This is a genomic window from Thauera sp. SWB20 (genome assembly GCF_000831325.1).
Lineage (GTDB): Bacteria > Pseudomonadota > Gammaproteobacteria > Burkholderiales > Rhodocyclaceae > Thauera > Thauera aminoaromatica.
This window is the reverse complement of record NZ_JTDM01000014.1, coordinates 1-20,453: the sequence shown is the minus strand read 5'-3', so window position 1 is coordinate 20,453 and position 20,453 is coordinate 1. Positions and strand designations below refer to the sequence as shown.

The following is a 20,453-nucleotide window of genomic DNA, read 5'->3' as shown; positions in this document are numbered from 1 at the left end:
TTGCTCCTCAGGCCGCCTGCAGCAGAAACTCGACCTTCACGGCATCGAACGGAAACTCGATCCGCCCATCTTCAGTGCGCAACAGCACGCCGGCATCGAGCAGGGCGGTGACGTCACCATGCACCGCCTTGACGTCGCGCCCGACCCGGCGCGCGGCCTCGCGGATCGACACCGGACCCGCCGCACACAAGGCCTTCAGCAACTCCCAGCGCTTGGCGCTCAAGACTTTCCAGAGCAGTTCGGGTGTCGCGAAGGCGATCCGCACCTGAGCGTCACCCCGCCCGGTTTTCATTGCCCGCGCGGCGTCCGCCAGCGTGTCCGTCAGGCTGCGCACTTCAAGAACGACCGTGTTCATGGTTCCACCTCGCAATGTCCGCTCCGAAGTCACGGGTGAGTTGATCCGGATCGGAAAAGACGTATTCCGCTTCCGTGTCGCCGCAATGCCGGTGATCGCCCTTGCCGCGCTCGTTGTCGTAGCGCAGAACACACTCGCCACCGACCACGTAGGCCAGGCGGTACTTGAACGGATGCCCGGAAGGCAGCACCGGCTCCGAAACCCGCCACACGGCGATCTCTGCAAAAGCATCCGGCGCGAGCACGACCCGACGGCGGATCAAGGGAATCGCTTTCATGTTGGACATATTGACAACATCTAAGAATGTTGTCAAAGACAACAACATTCAGCTCTGGAGACCCGCCCACCACAGCCGCGCGCGCAGGCCCCAGCCGGTGGCGTAGCCGAGCGACACCGAGCGGATCTTGCCCGCCGGGTCGACGATGACGAAGGCCGGCACGCCGCGCAGGCCGTAGGCCTCGGCAATGCGGCCGTCGGCGTCGATGGCGGTGGTCCAGGCCAGGCCGCGCTCGGCGAGCACGCCTGTCACCTCCGCCGCGCCGCCCGACTGCATGGCGACGGTGAGCACCGGGTGGTCCGCCTGCACGCCATCGATCGTGCCCTGCTGTGCAGTGCAGATCGGGCACCAGTCGGCCCAGAAATACACCCCGACCGCCTTGCCCGGATGCGCGGCGCGCCATTCGGCGAGGCTGAGCCCGCGGCCGTCGGCGGCGACGGTGGCGAAATCCGGCGCGAGGCCGGCCGGGACGTCGCGCGCCATCCAGGCCTGCACCGCGAAAAAGATGACGACGAAGATGCCGATCTCCACGCCCCAACGCCGCCAGCGCGGTGGCTTGCGGACGGGCTCGGCCGTTTCGCACTCGGCGTTCGCGGGCGAGCGTGCGCCGGCGCCCTCCGCTTCCGCATGCGGCGCCGGCGCAGGTCGTGAATCTCCCATGTCGTCGGTCGGCTTCGTCATCGCGGATCGATCCAGCGCAGCCCGCCGGCCTCGCGCTCGAACAGGCGCCAGCCGCCAGCGGCGTTGCACAGGCCGTAGATGAAGGGCTGCGCATCGCGCCCGGGGGTGAGGAAGCGCAGGTCCTTGAAGCTGGCGCATGCCTGGCCGTCGCCCGCCTCGCCGGCGTGGTCGAGCACCGGGAACATCGCAAACCAGCGGTAGAAGGCGAAGTCCTCCGCGTTCCATACCTGCTCGGCGAGCGCGCGCGTGCTGCCGGTGCCGAAGCGCTCGCGCACCTCCCACTGCGCCATCGCCACCGGCAGGTAGGGCGCGGAGAAGCGGCGGATGAAGTTGTCTTCCGCGGTGGCGAGGAGCGGTTCGCTGCGCCGGGTGTTGAGGTGGGCGTAGTGGTAGCGCTCGCCGTCGAACACGATCGCGGTCCAGTTGAAGGGCGAGGCCGGGCGCGGCGCGGCGTCCACCTCGACCGCGGCGATGCCCTTGGCCGCGGCGTAGGCGCGCGCGGCGTCGATCGCCTCGGCGCGCCCCATCGCCTGCACGCCCACCCAGCCGGCGAGCAGCACCAGCGCCGCCGTCGCCGGCACGCGGCTGCTGCGCCATAGCGCGCTCGCGAGCAGGCCGGCGAGGAGGATGCCGGTGAAGGGCAGGTCGATGATGAAGCTCGTACCCCAGCCGAAGCGGTGGTCGGAGAAGGGCGCCAGGATCATGGTGCCGAACTGGGTGATGAGGTCGCCGAGGATGTGCACGAAGATCGCCGCGCACACCACCGGGTAGAAGCTTCGCCAGCCCGCCGCCACCCGTCCGCCGCGCTGCCAGAAGCGCGCCAGCAGCCAGGCGATCAGCACGCCCCACAGCGGCAGCAGGATGAGCGAGTGGGTGACGCCGCGGTGGCCGCGCAGGTAGGTGAGCTCGGAGATCCAGCCGAGCACGAAGTCCAGATCGGGGAAGATCGCCGCCGCGGTGCCGGCGACCACCATCTGCCAGACCGGCACCGGCGCTGCGTTCGCCGCCCGGGTGCCGGCAGCAGGCCGACGCGAGGCCAGCATGCGGCCGACGAGGGCACCGGAGAGGGCGTGGGTAAGGGTATCCATCGGGTACAGAGGTTCTCTGGGTTGCCTTGTCCGGCTGCCGTGCCAAGGCGGGCCGGTCGCGCGGCTGGGGCGCGTTCAGTGGGTGGAGGGCCGGCTGTCCATCCGGGGCGCGCCCGGCCACAGCCTCGACAGCGCCGGCAGCAGGCTGCGCCAATCCGGCACTGACCGGGTATCGATCGGCAGGACGCGCGCGAGTTCCTCGGCAGCGAAGCCCTCGCGGCTGCGCAGTTGCGCCTCGAGCACCGCCTCGTCGGCCTCCGAGGCGTCGCCGCCGGCGGCCAGGCGGGCGCGCACGCGCGCGCGCAGGACGTCCTCCGGCGCATCGAAGGCGAGGATCGCGAAGGGCACGCCGAGCTCCTGCGCGAGCCCGGCGAAGGCCGCGCGCCGGGCGCGTTTCAGGAAGGTGGCGTCGACCAGCACCGGGCGCCCGGCCTCGAGCACCGCGCGCGCCAGCACGGCCAGGCGCGCATAGGTGCGCGCGGTGGCCTCCGGGGTATATAGCCCACCGCCGAGGCCCGAGCCGCTCGTCGCCTCCGCCGCCAGGCCGGCGAGGCGCTTGCGCTCGACGTCGGCGCGCACGCGGATCACCCCGCCCGCCTCCACCAGGGCCTGCGACTGGCTGGTCTTGCCCGCGCCCGCGACGCCGCAGGCCACCAGCAAGGCCGGCGCGCCCGGCACCCTCTGCGCCTCGGCGAGCGCGAGATAGCGCCGGCATTCATCCACGCTCTCGCTGCGTGCGGCGCCGTCGAGCTGGCTGGCGCGGATCGCGGCGATCTTGGCGCGCACCATCGCGCGATAGCTGAGGTAGTAAGGCAGCACGCGCAGGCCGGCGTAGTCGCCGCAGCGCTCCAGCCAGGCATTGAGGAAGCGCCAGCCCAGCGCGGCCCGCCCGCGCGCCTGCAGGTCCATGACCAGGAAGGCGACGTCGGCGACGACATCGGTCCAGCGCAGCTCGGCGCTGAACTCGATCGCATCGAAGAGGCGCGGCTCGCCGTCGAGCACGACCAGGTTGCCCAGGTGCAGGTCGCCATGGCATTCGCGCACCCGCCCCTCGGCGAGGCGCGCCGCGAACACCGGCGCGAGCGCGGCGTATTGCCCCTCGGCCCAGGCCTCCACCCGGGCCAGCGTCGCGAGCAGGTCGGCATGGACAGCGGGATCGAGGCGCTCGCGCATCTGCGCGAAGTTCTGCCGCACCGGCGCATGCACCGCGGCCGCATCGCCGAACGCCCCGCCCGGCAACGCCACCGCGGCGGCGGCGTGGAACGCGGCGACATGGCGGGCGAGGCGATCGAAGAGCGCGGGCGCCAGCCTGCCATCGTCGAGCAGGCGCGAGAACAGCCCGGACTGGTCGAAGCGGCGCATGCGCAGCAGCCAGTCGAAGGGCTCGCCGCCACCGTCGAAGCGGGGCGCCTCGGGGCTGCCGCGCACCGCCACCACCGCCTCGTAGATCTCCGGCACCGTGCGGCGGTTGAGCCGCAGCTCCGCCTCGCAGGCCTCGCGCCGGCGCGCCGGCGTGGAAAAGTCCAGGAAGCCGAGGTCGAGCGGCTTCTTCAACTTCCAGGCGTGCTCGCCGGCGAGCAGCACCCAGGAGATGTGGGTCTCGATCAGCTCGACTCCGCCCTCCGAGCCGGGCAGCACGCCGGGCCGGCGCAGCGTGTTCAGCAGGGTTTCGGATGCATGCATCGGGAGGCCTCCTCGGTCATCCGCCCGATGGTAGCCCGGGACGCGCGCAGCCGGGCCGCTCGCCGCCGCTCCACGGTCTCCCCTATCATCGCGTCCGCCTCCATCGACGACCGCCGACCATGCCCGCCACGCCCTTCACCGCCCTCGCCTGCCCGCTCGACGGCGCGCCGCTGCAACGCCGGGGCGGCAGCCTGCGCTGCCCGGACGGGCACTGCTTCGACCTCGCCGCTCAAGGCTACGCGAACCTGCTGCCGGTGCAGAACAAGCGCTCGCGCGACCCCGGCGACAGCAAGGAGATGGTCGCCGCGCGCCGGCGCTTCCTCGAGGCCGGGCATTACGCGCCGATCGCCGCCGCGGTGGCGCGCACCGTGTTCGAGGGCGCGGCCCCCGGCCAGACGCTCGCCTGCCTCGACGCCGGCTGCGGCGAGGGCTACTACCTGCGCCAGCTCTCCGCCGCGGCGGTGGTGGAAGCACGCACGCTCGCGCTCGCCGGTCTGGACATCTCGAAGTGGGCGGTGCAGGCGGCGGCGAAGCGCGATCTGCAGGACGCCCGCAGCCGGGCCGGCGCCGATCCGTCCACCGCCTGGATCGTCGGCAGCAACGCCGGCCTGCCGGTGCTGCCGGCCACGCTCGACCGCGTGCTGTGCATGTTCGGATTCCCGGTCTACCCCGAGTTCGCGCGCGTGCTGCGCCCCGGCGGCGAACTGCTGCAGGTCGACGCCGGCCCGGACCACCTGCGCGAGCTGCGCGAAGTCATCTACCCCGCACTCAAGCCCGAGCGCCCGGCCAGCCGCGCGGCGCCCCCGGGCTTCGAGCACCTCGCCAGCGACACCCTGCGCTTCCAGATCCACGTCGACGGCGCCGCACCCATCGCCGACCTGCTGGCGATGACGCCCCACCTCTACCGCGCCAGCGCCGAAGGCCGCGCCCGCGCGGCGGCGCTCGTCACGCTGACGATGACGGTGGACGTGCGCCTGGCGCGCTACCGCCGCCAGCCCGGCTGAAGCCGAACCGGGCAAGACAATCCGCACCTGCAGCGCCCGCTCGACATGAACGGCGGATGAACGGCATCTTCAGCATCGATTCAGCCAGCGCGGCGCAGCATGGCATCACGGTCGCAACAGGACCGCCCAACCGACACAGGAGATGCCATCATGCGTGCCACCACTCTCATCGCCACCCTGGCCCTCACCGGCGGACTCATCGGCGCCGGCGCCGCCATCGCCCCCGCGTTCGCCCAAAGCGTTACCCCGGCTGCCAGCCCGGCCGCGGCTACGACGCCCGCCGCCCAGTCCAGCTGGATGAGCCTGAAGGACGTGCAGACCAAGCTCGAAGCCGCCGGCTACACCGATTTCCGCGAGATCGAGCGCGACAAGAACAAGTACGAGGTCAAGGCCACCGACCCGCAGGGCCAGCGCGTGGAGCTGGACGTCGATCCGGTCACCGGCGACGTCCTCAAGACCGAGGTCAAGCGCAGCAAGTAAGCGCCACCCCAGGGGGGGCCGGCTCGACCGGCGCCCCCTTTCGGTGCGCGATCGCCGCGTCGCAGCCACGCGCGTGCACCGCGCGCCCGCCACTCGCGCACGCCGCGCCCAACCCCACGCTGTCCGACCCCACGCTGTCCGACCCCACGCTGTCCGACCTACCGCCGGGAGCTCGCGCCATGATCCCCACGCTTTCAACCCTCCCCGCCCTCGCCGCCTTCGTCGCCCTTGTCGCCGCGGCCTGGGGCCTCAACGTCGCCGCCCTCGACGGCGGCACCGCCTCCCTGCCCTGGCTGATCCGCGAACAGGGCCTGTACCTCAGCGGCCTGCTCGCCATCGGCCTGATGTCGCTGGCGATGGTGCTCGCCACTCGCCCCACCGTGCTCGAGCGCCCGCTCGGCGGCATGGATCGCATCTTCCGCCTGCACAAGTGGGCCGGCATCCTGGCCGCGGTGTTCGCCGCGCTGCACTGGCTGATCGAGATGTCCGACGACGTCATCAAGTCGCTCTACGGCAAGGCCGGGAAGCCAGCGCACGACGAGTTCGGCGGCCTCTACGAGATGCTGCGCGACGCCGGCGAGGAGCTCGGCGAGTTCGCCATCTACCTGGTGCTGGCGATGGTCGTGCTCAGCCTGTGGAAGCGCTTCCCCTACAAGTTCTGGCGCCACCTCCACCGCGCGATGCCGGTGTTCTACCTGCTGCTTGCCTTCCACGCCGCCGTGCTGGCGCCGCCCGACTACTGGACGCAGCCGGTCGGCGTGCTGCTCGCGCTGCTGCTCGCTGCGGGCACGGTCGCCTCGGTCATGGCGCTGACGGGCCGCATCGGCCATGATCGCAAGGTGCAGGGCGTGGTCACCGCCGTGTCCTCGCCCGCCCCCGACGTCACCGAGATCGTGTGCAGGCTCGACGGCGCCTGGCGCGGCCACCAGGCCGGGCAGTTCGCCTTCGTCGGCCTCGAGCGCTTCGAGGGCTCGCACCCCTTCACCATCGCCAGCGCCGACCACGGCGACCGCAGCCTCAGCTTCCAGATCAAGGCCCTGGGCGACTACACCCGCCAGCTCGCCAGCCGCGTCGCAGTCGGCCAGGCGGTCACCGTCGAAGGCCCTTACGGCCGCTTCGTGCTCGGCCGCCAGGACCACAAGGCGCGCCAGATCTGGGTCGCCGGCGGCATCGGCGTCACCCCCTTCCTGGCCTGGCTCGACGCCCTGCGCGCCGACCCCGCCGCGGCCCCGGCAGTCGAGTTGCACTACAGCACCCGCGGTGCGGCGCAGGATCCCTTCGTCGAGCGCCTGCGCAGCCTGTGCGCCGGGCTGCCGAGTGTGACGCTGCACATCCACGACCGCGCCGCCGGCGACGACCTCACACCCGAGCGCCTCGCCACCACGGCCACCGACGGCCAGCGCGCGGAAGTCTGGTTCTGCGGCCCGCGTGGCTTCGGCGACCAGCTCAAGGCCGGACTCGGAAGGCTGTGGGGACGGCGGCTGAGCTTCCGGCGCGAGGCGTTCGAGATGCGCTGAGGGGCTGCCGGCGGCGGCAGGATCGCCGAACTGCTAAGGTGTGATGGCTCGGCACTGCCCCTGTGGCAGGTGCCGAGTCAGCACTTCAAGCGCGAGGAGGCCGCCATGCTGGTCAAGAAAGGCAGCGAACGCGAATGGACGCCGTCCGGTTTCCCGGGCATCGACCGCAGCCTGTTCCGCAACAACGAAACCGGCGGACGCTCGTCGGTGGTCCGCCTCGCGGCCGGCAGCCGCTTCCCGCGCCACAACCACCAGGGCACCGAGGAAGTGCTGGTGCTCGTCGGCAGCGTGAGGATCGCGGAGCAGGATCTGCTGGCGGGGGATTACCTGTTCACCGAGGCGGGCGAGGAGCACGACGTGCTGGCGCTGACGGATGCGATCATCTTCGTGTCGTCGCAGAAGGGGACGCCGATCGTCGAGTGAGGCGGCAGCCGCGGTCATCGCCTCCTGCAAAGATCCACCGGACGCTTTGGCAGAATCCGCGACGTAGTGCGCGGGCGTCATGGCTCCGTCCATGCCGCGGCGATGCGCGGCATGCATAATCCGGGCATGTCCCGCCCTTACCGCAAGTCCCGCCGCGATCCGGGCCTGATCGAGATCGCCACCACGTCCGACTGGAAGGTCTCTGCCGCCATGGCGGCCGTGTGTGTCCTGGCCGCCACCGTAATCATCCCTGCCCTGCTCGGCAGCAGTCGCATGCTCGGCGGTCTGGTGATGGTATTCGTGCCGCTGACCTGGCTGATGGCCGTCGTCTTCGGCAGCATTTCACTGATCCGCTTCTTGCGGCAGCGCCCGCAAGCCTCTCCAACCCCGCAGCGTTCGCCTGCCCCCCGCCCAATACAACCGGCGGTTCGCGCAACCGAAACCTCGTCGTCGGAGCTCGACAAGGCGCCGCTTGCGGAGTCATTCGCCAGCCCGACCAGCGCCGCTGCGCCCGAGGCCCGCCCGACCGCGTGGTCGCGCGAACTCATCGACCGCATCGAGTGGAAGCGCTTCGAAGATCTGTGCTGCGAGTTCTATCGCGTCAAAGGCATCCGCGCCGAAACCACTCGGCTCGGCGCGGACGGCGGCGTGGACATCCGCCTGTTCCAGGACGATGCCGCCCCCCAACGCTGCACCGCAGTCGTCCAATGCAAGGCCTGGAACCAGGCCGTCGGCATCAAGCCGGTCCGGGAACTGCGGGGCGTGATGGCCCACGAGCGCGTCGAGAAGGCCTTCTTCATGGCACCGAACGGTTTCACCGACGAAGCCCGCGCCTTCGCCGCCGAGAACCGGATCACCCTGCTCGACGGCAAGCTGTTCCTCGCCATGCTCGAGCGCTTGCCCGAGGTCTTGCGTCAGCAACTGCTCGACTTTGCGACCGCAGGCGACTGGACGACGCCCACCTGCCCGTCCTGCGGCGTGAAGATGGCCGCGCGCGACAGCAAGCGTGGCCGCTTCTGGGGCTGTGTCCATTTCCCGAAATGCCGCGGAACGCTGCAGATGCGCGGATCAGCCGTCTGACCGCCACTCCGGAGGCCGGCCTTGCGCACCAAGCACGTCCTGATCGACTTCGAGGACGTTTACGTCAAGCCAAACGTCTGGCAGCAGCTCGGCCACTCCGGTCATCCAAGACTCGACGAATTTATCCGAGAAGGATGACGGCTTACAGGACTTGCGAATTTCCGTAGTCGACCCGTTGCCGCCGTTGAGCTCTCAGGGAAGCTGTCATTCAATGCTGCCGCTCAGCCGGCCTCAAGGCGGTAGGCTGCAGCAGCCTGTTATCGCTCTGATCGGTAGATGTCATGCAGGAACGTCTCGGTGGGCGAGATTTGAGTTGTTTCGCCCGCTCGTACAGCAGAAATAACATACTCGGCTTTCTCCTCTTCAGCCTCTATGGCACGGACGCCATCAAGGACGCACAGAACGCCGAACAGCGTTGCATCTGCCGCTTCAGCCATCGCTGACTCGACCATTGTTCTTTCAGAGTCACTGAGACCGATGAACCATTTTGCAATCTGCACAAGTTCCGGCCGCGGTGTTCTTCCTGGCGGAGAACGAAAGCTTGCAATGCAGTCAGTCACGGCAGCGTCGCGGCACTCAGACTTCAGCGCTCGCACGAAAAACTCGGTGTCAATCTGAGCCATAACGTTTGAAGTCACCGAACTGGCGCGGCTTCCCGCGACAGGCCCGATGGAATGACTTGTTGGGTAGTAGCAGGCCAAAGCACGAGGCAGTAACGCTCGTCACCGCTTGTTGAGCCAGCGAAGTAGGCGTGCCCGCTGTAGCTTCCGGGCGCCGTGGTTATGCGGGGGCAATCGGGAACGAAATCCGTACAACCGCAGAGAGCCGCCGTTCCCGACGGGAGCGAAAGACTGAACGCTGCTTGGTGCTCCCACGCACCTTCGGCCTCGGTTGGCTCGGAAACGAAAACCACCTCTACGGGCACATGCGCAGCGGACTCCGTATGAAAAACGACGATGTGCGGTGCAGCTCGCAGACGCCTCAACATGTCTTGCTCAGTCACCTCTTCCGGGATATTCGGCTTGATGCTCGCATCCATCAGATAGAACTGGTGATAATCCGCAAACACCTGAAATTTGTGCATGTCCTTCATGCGGCCCAACGTCTGAATTCACCGGACTGCGCGGCTTTTTGCGCAGGTCCGGTGGAATGATGGGTTGGGCCTAGGCCGTGATTAGTCACCGACAAACCTTATGTACGTATGAATGTGGCCCTGGGCATTCGCCACCAAGGAGATGGCTTTGTGCAGATGCTCCGCGACACGGGGCTCCAGCGGATTTGAAGCAAGGCTATTTAGCTCGTGCAGGAGAACGGGTATTTGGAGAGTGTTGAAGATGGTGTCTCCGTAAGGGTCAACGAAACGCAGACAGGAAAACTCTAGTGCGGATTCGGATGGCAGAAAACCCTGCAGAAGGGACTGTGAATCACTGAGGCGTGCCAGCTCAGTGCCGTTTTCTTCCTCCCAAACAAGTTCGATCCCCATGGTTTGCTAGGCCCAACTTTGTTTTCTGGCGAGAGTTCTGCCGCGTAACATCGGAATGCCTGATAACGTGTTCTGCAAGTTACTGTTTAGAAGAAGAAATTACGCGAAACACAGAATAACAAGGCAGGAAAAGCGGCAGCCGACAGCTTTGCAGGTTGATGCAACCGATCTGACATACACGCCGCTAGCATACCGCCCCACCCGGATGACCGCTATCCGGATTGGGTGGCCAGTGACGGCTTGTGGCCGGAGTTGTGAGGTCACGAACGGCAGCTTCGTGGCAGCGAAACTCACAGAAGGCCCCCGTGTGTCGTTGCGCAGCTGGATTTACCCAGCCTGCGCGCGCCCGACTACCCACCTGATTTTCGCCTTCATTCATGTAGCTACCAAGCAGCTGGGTCAGGAAAAGATGGGTAAGGGTATTCGCGCAGCCTGGGTAATCTGCAACGCGCAGCAACAGCCGGTCGGTGACACAGGCCGCCGACCTCCTTCATGGCGAACAGCATTTCGCGCAGGGGGGGTATGTAGACAGACATGGCGAATTTCCTTGATGGTGACGATCAGGCGTTTTGCGGCGTCTGTTGCGACGGGCGCAGCTCGCGTGCAGCCTCTTGCTGGCCCACCGACGCCGGGCCGCCATGCTTGATGAACGCCAGGGCGATCGAGCCGATGATTCCGAAAGCCCCGATCACCAGGAAGTTCTGCTCCAGCGGCAGCTCAAGCGCAATGATCTGGCCGATCAGCAGCGGCGCCGCGATCGCGCCCAGGCGCCCCACGCCGGAGGCCATGCCGATGCCGGTCGAGCGGATGGACATCGGGTAGAACTGCCCGCAGTAGGCATAGGCCACCAGTTGCGCGCCGGTGGTGCAGGCGCCGACCGCGCCGATGATCAGATAACGCAGCTCGGTCGAGGTCTGGAACGTCATCAGGTACAGCAGCACGCCGCCCAGCGCATACATCCCCACCAGCACCCACTTGATGTTGAACTTGTCGGCGAGCCACCCGCCGCCCACGGCACCGATGATGGCGCCAACGTTCAGCGCGATCACGAAGCTGAGGGCAGACCCCAGGCTGTAGCCAGCCATAGCCATCAGCTTGGTCAGCCAGCTGCTGAGCGCATAGACCATGAACAGGCCCGAGAAGAAGGCGATCCAGAACAGCACCGTGCTCGGGCCTCGCCCGTCCTGGAACAGCCGGGAGACCGGCGCACCCGCCACGCGGTCGGCGGTGGGCACGACGAACTGGGCGTCCGCCGGGTGCTTGACTCCCGGCTGGAGATTACGGGCCACTTCGGCCAGTTCGCCGTTGCGGCGGCGCGAGATCAGGTAGGTCATTGATTCCGGCACCAGCTTCAGGATGAACGGAATCAGCAGGACCGGCACACCCGCTGCGATGAAAACGACCTGCCAGCCGTACTCGCCGATCAGCTGCTTGCCGAGCACCGCGGCCAGGATGCCGCCCAGTGCGTAGCCCGAAGTCATCAGCGCCGTCATCAGGCTGCGGATCTTCTTGGGCGAGTACTCGACCATCTGTGCCACGATGATCGGCAGCACACCGCCAATCCCCAGGCCCGCGATGAAGCGCACCACGCTGAAGCTGATGGGGTCCTTGGTGAATCCGGCGGCCGCGGTGAACACGCTGAACAGCATGACGCCAATGGAGAGGGCCCAGCGCCGACCAATCAGGTCGGACAGCGTGCCCAGAACCATGGCGCCGAACATCATGCCGAACAGGGCCGAACTGGCCATGAAACCGGCAGTCGATGCGTTTACGCCCATCTGCTGCATGATGGACGGCAGGGCGATGCCCGCCACGGCGATGTCATAGCCGTCGATGATGAGAATCAACAGGCACCACAGAAGCACCTTGGCATGAAAGCGGTTGAAGCGAGCGTCGTCGGCGAGCTTCTGCATGTCGATTTGGCACACGTGTTTGTCTCCTTTGAGTTAGGCTCTGGATCGTCGGGTGGCGGTCATCGCCGCTCCGCTACATGTCGTCCAGCGCACACAAGGAATCGTAGGTGCCGGTGCTGCGAGCCGCGATGACGAAGCGCCCCGATCGAATGACAAACGGCCCCTTTCTGAGAGCACTGTTCAAGTGCGCCAAGAGGTCAAGCGTCAAGCTGAATATGGTCGCCGCGTGCGGCTGATGTTCCAGCACGAAGGGCGCTTCTGCCTGCTGGGAACACCCCGGCAGTGTTGGGCGCCCAGGGACTCACGCACCATCGTCGGCGCACGCCTGCAACGCCAGTACCTGTTCGCCTTCGCCGCCGTCAGCACGCACGATGGCGTGATGGACTCTCTGGTGCTGCCCTGGGCTAACGCTGAGACGATGCCGGTGTTTCTGGCCGAGATGGCGCGACGCCATGCCGTCGAGTTCATCATGATGGTCATGGATCAGGCGGGTTGGCACATCGCGGCTCACTTGGATATGCCACAGAATATGCGCCTAGAATTTCCGCCACCCTACAGCCTTGAGCTGAACCCGGTCGAGCATCTGTGGAAGGTGCCGTGCCAAGACTGGTTTGCCAACAAGGTGTTCAAAGAACTGGAGGCCGTACACGACGCGCTGGTGCAAGGACTCATTGCTCTCGAAACACATCAGCAAAGAACCCAGTCAATGACAGGCTTGATTGGGTTACTTCTATATCCTTGAGGGCAAATTAGTGCATCAGGCGAGCCGATAGCGCATTGCACCGTCTTCGTCCTCTGCAGACACGATTTCCCCACGCTGGTCGAGATAGTTCAGGTGGGCGAGCGTCTCTCCGGTCGCGAGGTTGAGGTGCATTTGCTCCGCAACAATGGACGAACGGTACAGGGCGCGAACCAGGTCGATGACCCTCAGAGGCTGCGCAAGTTGTTGCCTGACGCGGTCGGTGCCTCTGACGGTGCTCGCACGCAGTTGCTCCAACCGTTGGTGCAGGCCATGGAAAGGTTCGTTGTGGGCAGGCAGAATCAGGGCGCTCCCAGGTACGCGTTGCATCAACCGGTCGATGGAATCGAGCCAGCCCTGCAGAGGATTCGCATGCGGCTCGGTGGCCTACACGGAGGTATTGGAACTGATCCTGGGAAGAACCTGATCCCCTGATATCAGCAGATCCAGTTCGCGCGAGTAGAAGCACGCGTGCTCGGGGGAATGTCCTGTGCCGACGATGACTTCCCATTCCTGGTCCCCGATCCGCAACATCTGGCCATCCGTGAGCCGCACAAAGCTATCAGGCAAAGGATGGGTCATATTGCCGAAGTCACCGAGCAGGGTGCGGTACTCATGCACCTCAGTGTCGCTCCATCCGGCCTTCCGATAGAAGCGAATGCCATCGACTGGCGCTTCCCCTCCCGTATCGGCAAGCATCACCCGACAGCTCAAATACTCGTCTCGTGTCATCCACAGCGCGCATTCAAAGCGACGTGTCAACCATCCCGCCATGCCCACATGATCCGGGTGCATGTGCGTCGCCATCACACGGGAGACAGGACGGCCGGCTAGCGCCCCCCGCGGAGCGAGGAGGGCGAGCCACGCGTTCATTACGTCCACGCTACGAATTCCCGTGTCCACGACCGCCCAACCAGGACCGTCGCTCAATGCCCAGAGGTTGATGTGATCCATGGAAAACGGCAGCGGCATGCGCAGCCACAGCACACCTGGCTTGATTTCCGTGGCCTGGCCAGGGAGCGGGAGATCCGAGAACGGATACGAGAGTTCCGGGGCTGCGTCGGTCATGATGCTTGGCTTACATTCTGGCAATGCTGCTTCAAAGGGCGCACGGTCATCACTCTTATGCTTATGCTGTGCGAGTTCAGTTTTAGCTTAGAGTCAGCCTCGATAGGTGGCAATGACGAATGACCTCGATAAGCTGATGGAAAACGGCTGCTTCCTGGCGCAGCCTGCCGTCTGCGCAACTGCCCCCAACGGCGGCACACGGCCTCTTGAGCACAGGAGAGCCTCGCTCGATGTAGGCCAGCGCCCGGCAGGTATGAAGGCGCCGATCTCCTCGGTGGCCGACTACAGCCACGTGGCCGAGCCGAAATTGGTCGAATGCCTCTATGTAGGGTGCTGCCTGCTGCGCGAGCGGGCACGGTAGGCTCCCGGCGCGCTGCCGGTCCATACCTTGAAGGCGCGTTGGAATGCGGTGCTGTCGGTGAAGCCCAGGTCAGCGGCGATGGCGACGAGTGAGGCTTCGCTGCTGGTCAGGCGCACGATCGCCATGTCGCGCCGCAACTGGTCCTTTAGCGCCTGGAAGGAAGTGCTCTCTGAGGCCAAGTGCCGCTGCAACGCGCTCACCGACATATGCAGGCGCTGCGCAGTTAAGGCCAGGTCGGGCCATTCTGGGCAGGCCCGCTGCAGCACCATGCGGACCCGCGCGCTGGCGCTACGCTCGTTTAGGTACGGCCCCACCACGTTGCCCGGCGTAGCGCGCAGGAAGGACTCCAGCGCGTCCCGATCGCGCCGCACCGGCTGATTGAAGACATCGGCGTCGAACCAGGCGGCCGTGCGCGGCTGTCCGAAACACAGCGTACCAGAAAAGATGCGCTGGTAATTCAGCGCATGAGGCGGCAGCGGAAAGTTGAAGTCGAAGCGCTGCGGCACCAGTCGGCCGCCGTGCAGCCATACCAGCAGTCGCCAGAACACGCGCAGCAGATGTGAGTGCAAGAAGTCGGCATGCGCGCCCGAACCGCCACGCATATCGAGCGCGAAACCCGCCAGCGCGCCCTCATTCACGGGCACCAGCGCCACGTCGTCCTGCAGCAGGGCAAAAGATTCGCCCAGGCGTCGCAGGGCGAACGCCAATGAGTGGGCGCTGAACGCACTGCGCACCATCAGTGCGAAGCTGCCCGGGCGCATCGGTCGCCCGTGCAGGTAGCCCAGGCACTCATCGTTCAGGCTGTCCTTGACGGCGATGAACAGCGCGTTGAACTGCTCCACGGTCACGCGCGACTCCTCCAGCTCCAGCAGCGATTCGCTGATGCCCGCGCGCCCCAGCACGCCCGCCAGCCATTCTGGCGTGGCAAGCCCCTTGCCGCGCGCACCGTCCAGTAGGCCATGCACGGCAAAGATAGGAGCGGTGAAGACGGGTTGCAGCATGGCGTGTGATCGAAGGGGCCAACGCCGGTCGCACGGGCCGAAAGAAGTTATTTGTCAGTTGATTGAGGCAATCCGCCATCGCCCTTGCAGGGGCCAATTATTACCATTTTCGCATCCCCCAAAACACTTCGGCAATGGCGCTGTGCGGAACGCCCGGTGCGGGGTCAGAAGCCAACATACAAGGAGACACGCTCATGCTGCCACAGCTGTATCGCCACGCCTGGATGGACGGCGAGATCGACGCCTTTCGCGAGCAGGTGCGCCGCTACGTTGCCGCCGAATTTACTCCCCGGCTCGACGAATGGCGCCGCCAGGGCTACATCCCGCGCGAAGTCTGGCGTCCGTTCGGCGAGATGAGCTTTCTGCTGCCCGAGATGCCCGAGACCTATGGTGGTGCCGGCGCCAGCCTCGCCTACCAGCTGGTGGTGCAGGACGAACTGGCCAAGGCCGAGATGCCGGTCAATATCGCGGTGCACACCATCGCTTCGCATTACATCCTGGACTTCGGCACCGAAGCGCAAAAGCAGCGCTGGCTGCCCAAGGTGACGAACGGCGAGATGCTGGCCGCAATCGCGATGACCGAGCCGGGCTGCGGCTCGGATCTGAAGGCCATCTCCACCCGGGCCCGGCGCGACGGCGACCACTACGTGATCGACGGCGCCAAGACCTTCATCACCAACGGCTTCACCGGAAACCTGCTGATCGTCGCGGCGCGCACCAGTGGCGCGGGCAGCAAAGGGGTGTCGCTGTTCGTACTGGAGACCGAGAACCTGCCAGGCTTTAGTGTGGGCCGCCTGCTTGAAAAGATCGGCATGCAGGCCTCGGACACGGCGGAGCTTTTCTTCGACAGCGTGCGCGTGCCGGCCGACCAGTTGCTCGGCGGCGTCGAAGGCCTGGGTTTCGGGCAACTGATGGGTGCATTGCCTTACGAGCGCATGCTCATTGCGGTGCCGGCGGCGGCCACCATCGAGCAGGCACTGGCCGTCACTTTGGACTACACCAAGCAGCGCAAGGCCTTCGGCGCCCCACTGTTCGACATGCAGCTCACGCGTCAGAAGCTAGCCGAGGTGGCCACCATCGCCCACGTGGTGCGCAGCTTCGTCAATGACTGCACCCAGCGCCTGCTGGACGGCACACTCGACAACGAGGCCGCCTACATGGCCAAGTGGTGGTGCACCGAACAGCAGTGCCGCGTGGTGGACGAGTGTCTCCAATTGTTCGGCGGCTACGGCTACATGGCCGAGTACCCGATCGCGCGGATGTATGCCGCTTCGCGAGTGCAGAAGATCTACGGCGGCGCCAACGAGGTCCTGAAAGACCTGGTTTCGAGGAAGCTGTGAACACGCCGCACACGTCGCACACGCTGCAGTTGCCGCTGCACGGCGTCCGTGTGGTGGAGTTCGAGGGCATCGGTCCAGGCCCTCTGGCCGCCAGGATGCTGGTCGACATGGGCGCCGAGGTGATCGCGCTGGCACGGGCCGAGCAGGCTGCTGGAGCGCAGCGGCTGGGCGGGGCGGTGGAGAACCCGCTGCACCGCGGCAAGACGGTCGAGGTCATCGACCTGAAGTCGCCCGGTGGCAAGGCGCGCGCACTGGAACTGATTGCCCAGGCCGACGCCCTGATCGAAGGCTTTCGCCCCGGTGTGATGGAACGACTGGGCTTCGGCCCCGCCGCATGCGCGGCGCGCAACCCCCGCCTGGTTTACGGCCGGATGACGGGCTGGGGCCAGGACGGCCCGCTCGCCCAGACCGCGGGCCACGACCTGAACTACGTCGCCCTGACGGGCCTGCTGTCGCTGTCGGCGCACAGGGGGCAGGCGCCCATCGTGCCGCCCTCGGTACTCGGGGACGGTGCCGGGGCGCTGGGCATGGCTTTTGGCATCGCCTGCGCGCTGGTCGATGCACGGGCCACCGGCCGTGGCCGGGTTGTGGACGCAGCCATCGTCGACATCGTGGCCATGCTAGGCACGCTGGTGCACTGGATTCGCGCCAACGGGCAGATCGACGGCGCACAGCCGAGCCCGTTCCACGATTCGCCGTTCTATGACGTGTACGTCTGCGCCGACGGCGGCTTCATCAGCCTCGGCGCGATCGAGCCGCCGTTCTACGCATTGCTGCTGTCCAAGTTGGGCCTGGCGGACGTGAACCCTGCAGACCAGTACGACACGGCGGCGTGGCCAGCGCTGAAGGAGCGCATCGCGGCCCTCATCCGCACCCAGCCCCAGGCGCACTGGTGCGCGCTGCTTGAAGGCAGCGACGCCTGCTTTGCGCCCGTGCTCAGTCTGGCCGAGGCGGTGCGGCATCCGCACAACGCTGCAAGGGGCATCTACCAATTGAGCCCCTCGGGCGCTATCGACGCAGGCCCGGCCCCGCGGTTCCAAGCACTCGATGCAACCACCTAGGAGACAAGCAAATGACCAGCACCGTCCAGTCCACAAAGCCCATTCGCGGCTGCCCGTCCACCACGGGCAACGAGCGCCAGCTCAACACCACCACGCTCATCCGGCACGCTGCGCGCACCCACGGGGACCAGGAGATCGTCTACCGCACACCCGATGGCGGCTGGGATCGCTACACCTATGCCGATTGCTACGCGCGCGTCTGCCGAAGCGCCAATGCGCTGCGCGCGCTCGGCGTTGCACCGGGCGATCGGGTCGGTATCCTGGATTGGAACAGTCGGCGCCACTTCGAGTTGTACTGGTCCATCCCCGGCCTGGGCGCGGTCATGCTGCAGATGAACTTGCGCCTGGGCGCCGAGGATCTGGGCTACGTGGTCGACCACAGCGAGGTGTCCTACGTTTGCGTGGACGAAACATTACTGCCCATTGCCGAATCCGTCGCGGCGAATTCGCCCCAGATCAAGGGCTGGATCGTCATGACTGACAAGCCACTGGACCAGATCAAGACCACGCTGAAACCGCTGCTGCACTACGAAGACCTGCTGGCCGCCGCCGACACGAAGATCGACTGGCCCGAAATCGACGAAACGTCGGCCTACAGCGCCTGCTACACCACCGGCACCACGGGCAAGCCCAAGGGTGTGTACTACTCGCACCGCGGCATCTACCTGCACTCCACGGCCATGGCCACCAATCTGGGAATGACGCTGAACGACTGCGTCATGCTCATCACGCCCATGTTCCACGGGCAATGCTGGGGCCTGCCGCAGGCCGCCACGCTGCTCGCCGACAAGATCGTGCTGCCGGGCCGCTACGTTGCCGAAGACACGAAGCCGCTGGTCGATGCCATGATCGCCGAGGACGTGACGGTCACCAACGGCGCACCGGCCATCTTCCAGCCCATGCTGCATTACATCGAGACGCTGCCGGTCAAGCCGGACTTCAGTCGCATGCGCATGCTGTCCGGCGCCACAGAGCCGCCGCTGTCGATGATGATCGGTTTCTACGACCTCACGGGTGCCGAGGTGGTGCATGCCTACGGCGCCACAGAAGCCACAACGCTGGTGACGATGAACCGCCTCAAGTCCACGCTCAAGAAGCGCCTGACCAAGGACGAGCGGTGGAACCTCAAGCGCAAGCAAGGCCTGGTTCTGACCGGGGTGGACATCCGCATCCTCGATGCCGACGACAAGGACTTGCCACACGACGGACAGTCGGCAGGCGAGATCTGTCTGCGCGGCCCCTGGATAACGGTCAGCTACCACGACATGCCCGATTCCGGAGACCGCTTCCTTGAGGGCGGATGGTGGCGCTCGGGCGATGTTGGCACGGTGGACGAGAACGGCTACCTCAAAGTCACCGACCGCATCAAGGACGTGATCAAGAGCGGTGGCGAATGGATTTCTTCCATCGACATGGAAAACCTGCTCATGAGCCACCCGGCCGTACGCGACGCCGCGGTGGTCGGCATTCCCCATGCGAAGTGGCAGGAACGGCCGCTGGCCCTGGTGGTGCTGAGGCCGGGCCAGCAGGCGACCCAGGAGCAATTGCAGGAACACCTAACCAGCGCCTTCGCCAAGTGGCAGTTGCCAGACCAGATTCTGTTTGTCGAAGCCATCCCCAAGACCAGCGTTGGCAAGCTCGACAAGAAGCGCATCCGCATCGAGCATGCGGGCCGCTACGCTGAGTGAGCCAACCTTTTTGCACCAGGAGAAGAACATGAATAACCATGAACCCGTCATAGTCGGTGCGTTGCGTACACCCGTGGGCAAGCGCGGGGGGCGCCTGCAGAAATGGCACCCCGTCGATCTGTTGGGCGAGACGCTGCGCCAGTTGGTCGAGCGCTCCGGCATCAACCCCGCCGATCTGGACGATGTGATCGTCGGCTGCGTGCTGCAATGGGAGCAACAGCACGGTAACCTGGGTCGTCATGCCGTATTGGCGGCGGGGCTGCCCGAATCCGTCCCGGCGGTGACGGTTGACCGGCAATGCGGCTCCGGCCAGCAGGCGGTGAGCTTTGCCGTGCATGGCATCCAGGCGGGCGCTTACCAACTGGTCATTGGTGCCGGGGTTGAGTCGATGTCGCAGGCCCCAATGCCGCCGTCGTTCAAGCCCGGCGCGCCGCTGGGCTCGCAATACAGCCCGCGTGAGCTGGCGCGCTACCAGGACAACCCGCTGATACCGCAAGGCACTTCGTCGGAGTTGATGAACAAGCGCTTCGGCCTCACGCGCGAGGCCCTGGACGCGTTCGCCGTGCGCAGCCATCAGCGCGCCATCGCGGCATCGCAGGCTGGTAGAGTCCAAGACCAACTGGTGCGGCTGAACGAGGACCCGGCCGACCCGGACAGCCCGCTCGTCACTGCCGACGAGGGCATGCGTGCCGACCCTAATCCCGAGAAGATGGCCACGCTCAAGCCCGTGTTTGCTGCCGACGGTGCCACCACCGCTGCCAACTCGTCGCAGATCAGCGACGGCGCCGCCGCGCTGCTGATCGCCAGCCGCGCCTACGCTAAGCAGCATGGCCTGAAGCCGCGTGCGCGTTTCGTCAGCACTGCCGTGGCTGCCGCCGACCCGGTGATCCAGTTCACTGCCGTGCTCGACGCCACCCGCAAGGCGCTGAAGGAATCGGGCCTAACCCTGGCCGACATTGACCTGTTTGAAGTCAACGAGGCCTTTAGCGGCGTGCCGTTGATGTTCCAGCAGGAATTCGGCATTCCGGATGATCGCCTCAACGTCAACGGCGGCTCGGTGGCCATCGGCCATCCGCTGGGCTCCACCGGTGCGCGCATCCTTACAGACCTGCTGTGCGAACTGGAGCGCCGAGGCGGCCGCTATGGCCTGCAGACCATCTGCGAGGCTTCGGGCACAGCCAATACCACCATCATCGAGCGGCTGGCATGAG

The 20,453-nt window shown here is 66.3% G+C and carries 22 protein-coding genes; 11 read left to right on the top strand and 11 right to left on the bottom strand.

Annotated elements, in window-relative coordinates:
• Window positions 1-7: 7 nt before the first annotated feature.
• The 5 genes from PO78_RS05100 to PO78_RS05080 all read right to left on the bottom strand — a co-directional run bounded on the left by PO78_RS05100 (window position 8) and on the right by PO78_RS05080 (window position 4,084).
• Window positions 8-355, bottom strand: a complete 348-nt coding sequence (locus PO78_RS05100; RefSeq protein ID WP_004265728.1) for an HVO_A0114 family putative DNA-binding protein — start codon at window positions 353-355, stop codon at window positions 8-10.
• The gene (locus tag PO78_RS05095; RefSeq protein WP_043742746.1) at window positions 336-632 is read right to left on the bottom strand and encodes a toxin-antitoxin system TumE family protein; all 297 of its coding nucleotides are present in this window, start codon (window positions 630-632) and stop codon (window positions 336-338) included. Before PO78_RS05095 ends, PO78_RS05100 begins: the two co-directional genes overlap by 20 nt.
• 48 nt (window positions 633-680) lie before the next feature.
• Entirely contained in the window at window positions 681-1,313 is a 633-nt protein-coding gene (locus PO78_RS05090; RefSeq protein ID WP_004265725.1) for a redoxin family protein, read from the bottom strand.
• Window positions 1,310-2,401, bottom strand: a complete 1,092-nt coding sequence (locus tag PO78_RS05085; RefSeq protein ID WP_043742512.1) for a metal-dependent hydrolase — start codon at window positions 2,399-2,401, stop codon at window positions 1,310-1,312. The genes PO78_RS05090 and PO78_RS05085 overlap by 4 nt, the downstream gene beginning before the upstream one ends.
• A 75-nt stretch (window positions 2,402-2,476) precedes the next feature.
• Window positions 2,477-4,084, bottom strand: coding sequence for a bifunctional aminoglycoside phosphotransferase/ATP-binding protein (locus PO78_RS05080; RefSeq protein ID WP_043742510.1), 1,608 nt, complete (start codon window positions 4,082-4,084; stop codon window positions 2,477-2,479).
• A 119-nt stretch (window positions 4,085-4,203) separates the two neighbouring features.
• On the opposite strand from PO78_RS05080, the gene PO78_RS05075 reads away from it, so the two are divergent.
• The 5 genes from PO78_RS05075 (at window position 4,204) to PO78_RS05055 (ending at window position 8,588) form a co-directional block, all read left to right on the top strand.
• Window positions 4,204-5,088 (top strand): putative RNA methyltransferase, encoded by an 885-nt coding sequence (locus PO78_RS05075; RefSeq protein ID WP_043742507.1) that lies wholly within the window; start codon window positions 4,204-4,206, stop codon window positions 5,086-5,088.
• Window positions 5,089-5,238: 150 nt separating this feature from the next.
• Window positions 5,239-5,568: a PepSY domain-containing protein gene (locus tag PO78_RS05070; RefSeq protein WP_004265721.1), complete on the top strand. Its 330-nt coding sequence runs from the start codon at window positions 5,239-5,241 to the stop codon at window positions 5,566-5,568.
• A 179-nt stretch (window positions 5,569-5,747) separates the two neighbouring features.
• Window positions 5,748-7,085 carry a ferredoxin reductase family protein gene (locus PO78_RS05065; RefSeq protein WP_043742505.1) on the top strand — a complete coding sequence of 446 codons (1,338 nt, stop codon included), beginning with the start codon at window positions 5,748-5,750 and terminating at the stop codon, window positions 7,083-7,085.
• Between the two features lie 105 nt (window positions 7,086-7,190).
• Window positions 7,191-7,508, top strand: a complete 318-nt coding sequence (locus PO78_RS05060; RefSeq protein WP_043742503.1) for a cupin domain-containing protein — start codon at window positions 7,191-7,193, stop codon at window positions 7,506-7,508.
• 126 nt (window positions 7,509-7,634) lie between these two features.
• A complete protein-coding gene (locus PO78_RS05055; RefSeq protein WP_043742744.1) occupies window positions 7,635-8,588 on the top strand; it encodes a restriction endonuclease in 954 nt (317 codons plus the stop codon).
• A 257-nt stretch (window positions 8,589-8,845) separates the two neighbouring features.
• Here PO78_RS05055 and PO78_RS22780 read toward each other — a convergent pair whose 3' ends face one another.
• The 3 genes from PO78_RS22780 to PO78_RS05050 all read right to left on the bottom strand — a co-directional run bounded on the left by PO78_RS22780 (window position 8,846) and on the right by PO78_RS05050 (window position 11,999).
• Window positions 8,846-9,211 (bottom strand): hypothetical protein, encoded by a 366-nt coding sequence (locus PO78_RS22780; protein ID WP_156147772.1) that lies wholly within the window; start codon window positions 9,209-9,211, stop codon window positions 8,846-8,848.
• 11 nt (window positions 9,212-9,222) lie between these two features.
• Window positions 9,223-9,681, bottom strand: a complete 459-nt coding sequence (locus tag PO78_RS22775) for a hypothetical protein (RefSeq protein WP_156147771.1) — start codon at window positions 9,679-9,681, stop codon at window positions 9,223-9,225.
• Window positions 9,682-10,631: 950 nt separating this feature from the next.
• A complete protein-coding gene (locus tag PO78_RS05050) occupies window positions 10,632-11,999 on the bottom strand; it encodes an MFS transporter (protein WP_043742500.1) in 1,368 nt (455 codons plus the stop codon).
• A 37-nt stretch (window positions 12,000-12,036) separates the two neighbouring features.
• Here PO78_RS05050 and PO78_RS05045 point away from each other — a divergent pair, with 37 nt between their 5' ends.
• Entirely contained in the window at window positions 12,037-12,726 is a 690-nt protein-coding gene (locus PO78_RS05045) for a transposase (RefSeq protein WP_156147770.1), read from the top strand.
• 15 nt (window positions 12,727-12,741) lie between these two features.
• Here PO78_RS05045 and PO78_RS23590 read toward each other — a convergent pair whose 3' ends face one another.
• Together PO78_RS23590 and PO78_RS23320 are read right to left on the bottom strand one after the other, a co-directional pair.
• A complete protein-coding gene (locus PO78_RS23590) occupies window positions 12,742-13,053 on the bottom strand; it encodes a hypothetical protein (RefSeq protein WP_331454273.1) in 312 nt (103 codons plus the stop codon).
• Window positions 13,054-13,110: 57 nt separating this feature from the next.
• Entirely contained in the window at window positions 13,111-13,791 is a 681-nt protein-coding gene (locus PO78_RS23320; RefSeq protein WP_231570623.1) for an MBL fold metallo-hydrolase, read from the bottom strand.
• 112 nt (window positions 13,792-13,903) lie between these two features.
• On the opposite strand from PO78_RS23320, the gene PO78_RS22770 reads away from it, so the two are divergent.
• Window positions 13,904-14,152, top strand: coding sequence for a hypothetical protein (locus PO78_RS22770; RefSeq protein ID WP_156147769.1), 249 nt, complete (start codon window positions 13,904-13,906; stop codon window positions 14,150-14,152).
• Here the strand turns inward: PO78_RS22770 and PO78_RS05035 are convergent.
• Window positions 14,113-15,153: an AraC family transcriptional regulator gene (locus tag PO78_RS05035; protein WP_043742495.1), complete on the bottom strand. Its 1,041-nt coding sequence runs from the start codon at window positions 15,151-15,153 to the stop codon at window positions 14,113-14,115. The two genes, PO78_RS22770 and PO78_RS05035, sit on opposite strands and share 40 nt — an antisense overlap.
• 194 nt (window positions 15,154-15,347) lie before the next feature.
• Between PO78_RS05035 and PO78_RS05030 the strand changes: the two genes are divergently transcribed.
• The 4 genes from PO78_RS05030 to PO78_RS05015 are packed head-to-tail and all read left to right on the top strand — an operon-like array spanning window position 15,348 to window position 20,452.
• Window positions 15,348-16,493, top strand: a complete 1,146-nt coding sequence (locus PO78_RS05030; protein WP_043742493.1) for an acyl-CoA dehydrogenase family protein — start codon at window positions 15,348-15,350, stop codon at window positions 16,491-16,493.
• Window positions 16,490-17,554 (top strand): CaiB/BaiF CoA transferase family protein, encoded by a 1,065-nt coding sequence (locus tag PO78_RS05025; protein WP_043742490.1) that lies wholly within the window; start codon window positions 16,490-16,492, stop codon window positions 17,552-17,554. The genes PO78_RS05030 and PO78_RS05025 overlap by 4 nt, the downstream gene beginning before the upstream one ends.
• An 11-nt stretch (window positions 17,555-17,565) precedes the next feature.
• A complete protein-coding gene (locus PO78_RS05020) occupies window positions 17,566-19,242 on the top strand; it encodes a long-chain fatty acid--CoA ligase (RefSeq protein WP_043742488.1) in 1,677 nt (558 codons plus the stop codon).
• A 28-nt stretch (window positions 19,243-19,270) separates the two neighbouring features.
• Entirely contained in the window at window positions 19,271-20,452 is a 1,182-nt protein-coding gene (locus tag PO78_RS05015) for a thiolase family protein (protein WP_043742486.1), read from the top strand.
• Window position 20,453: the final 1 nt, after the last annotated feature.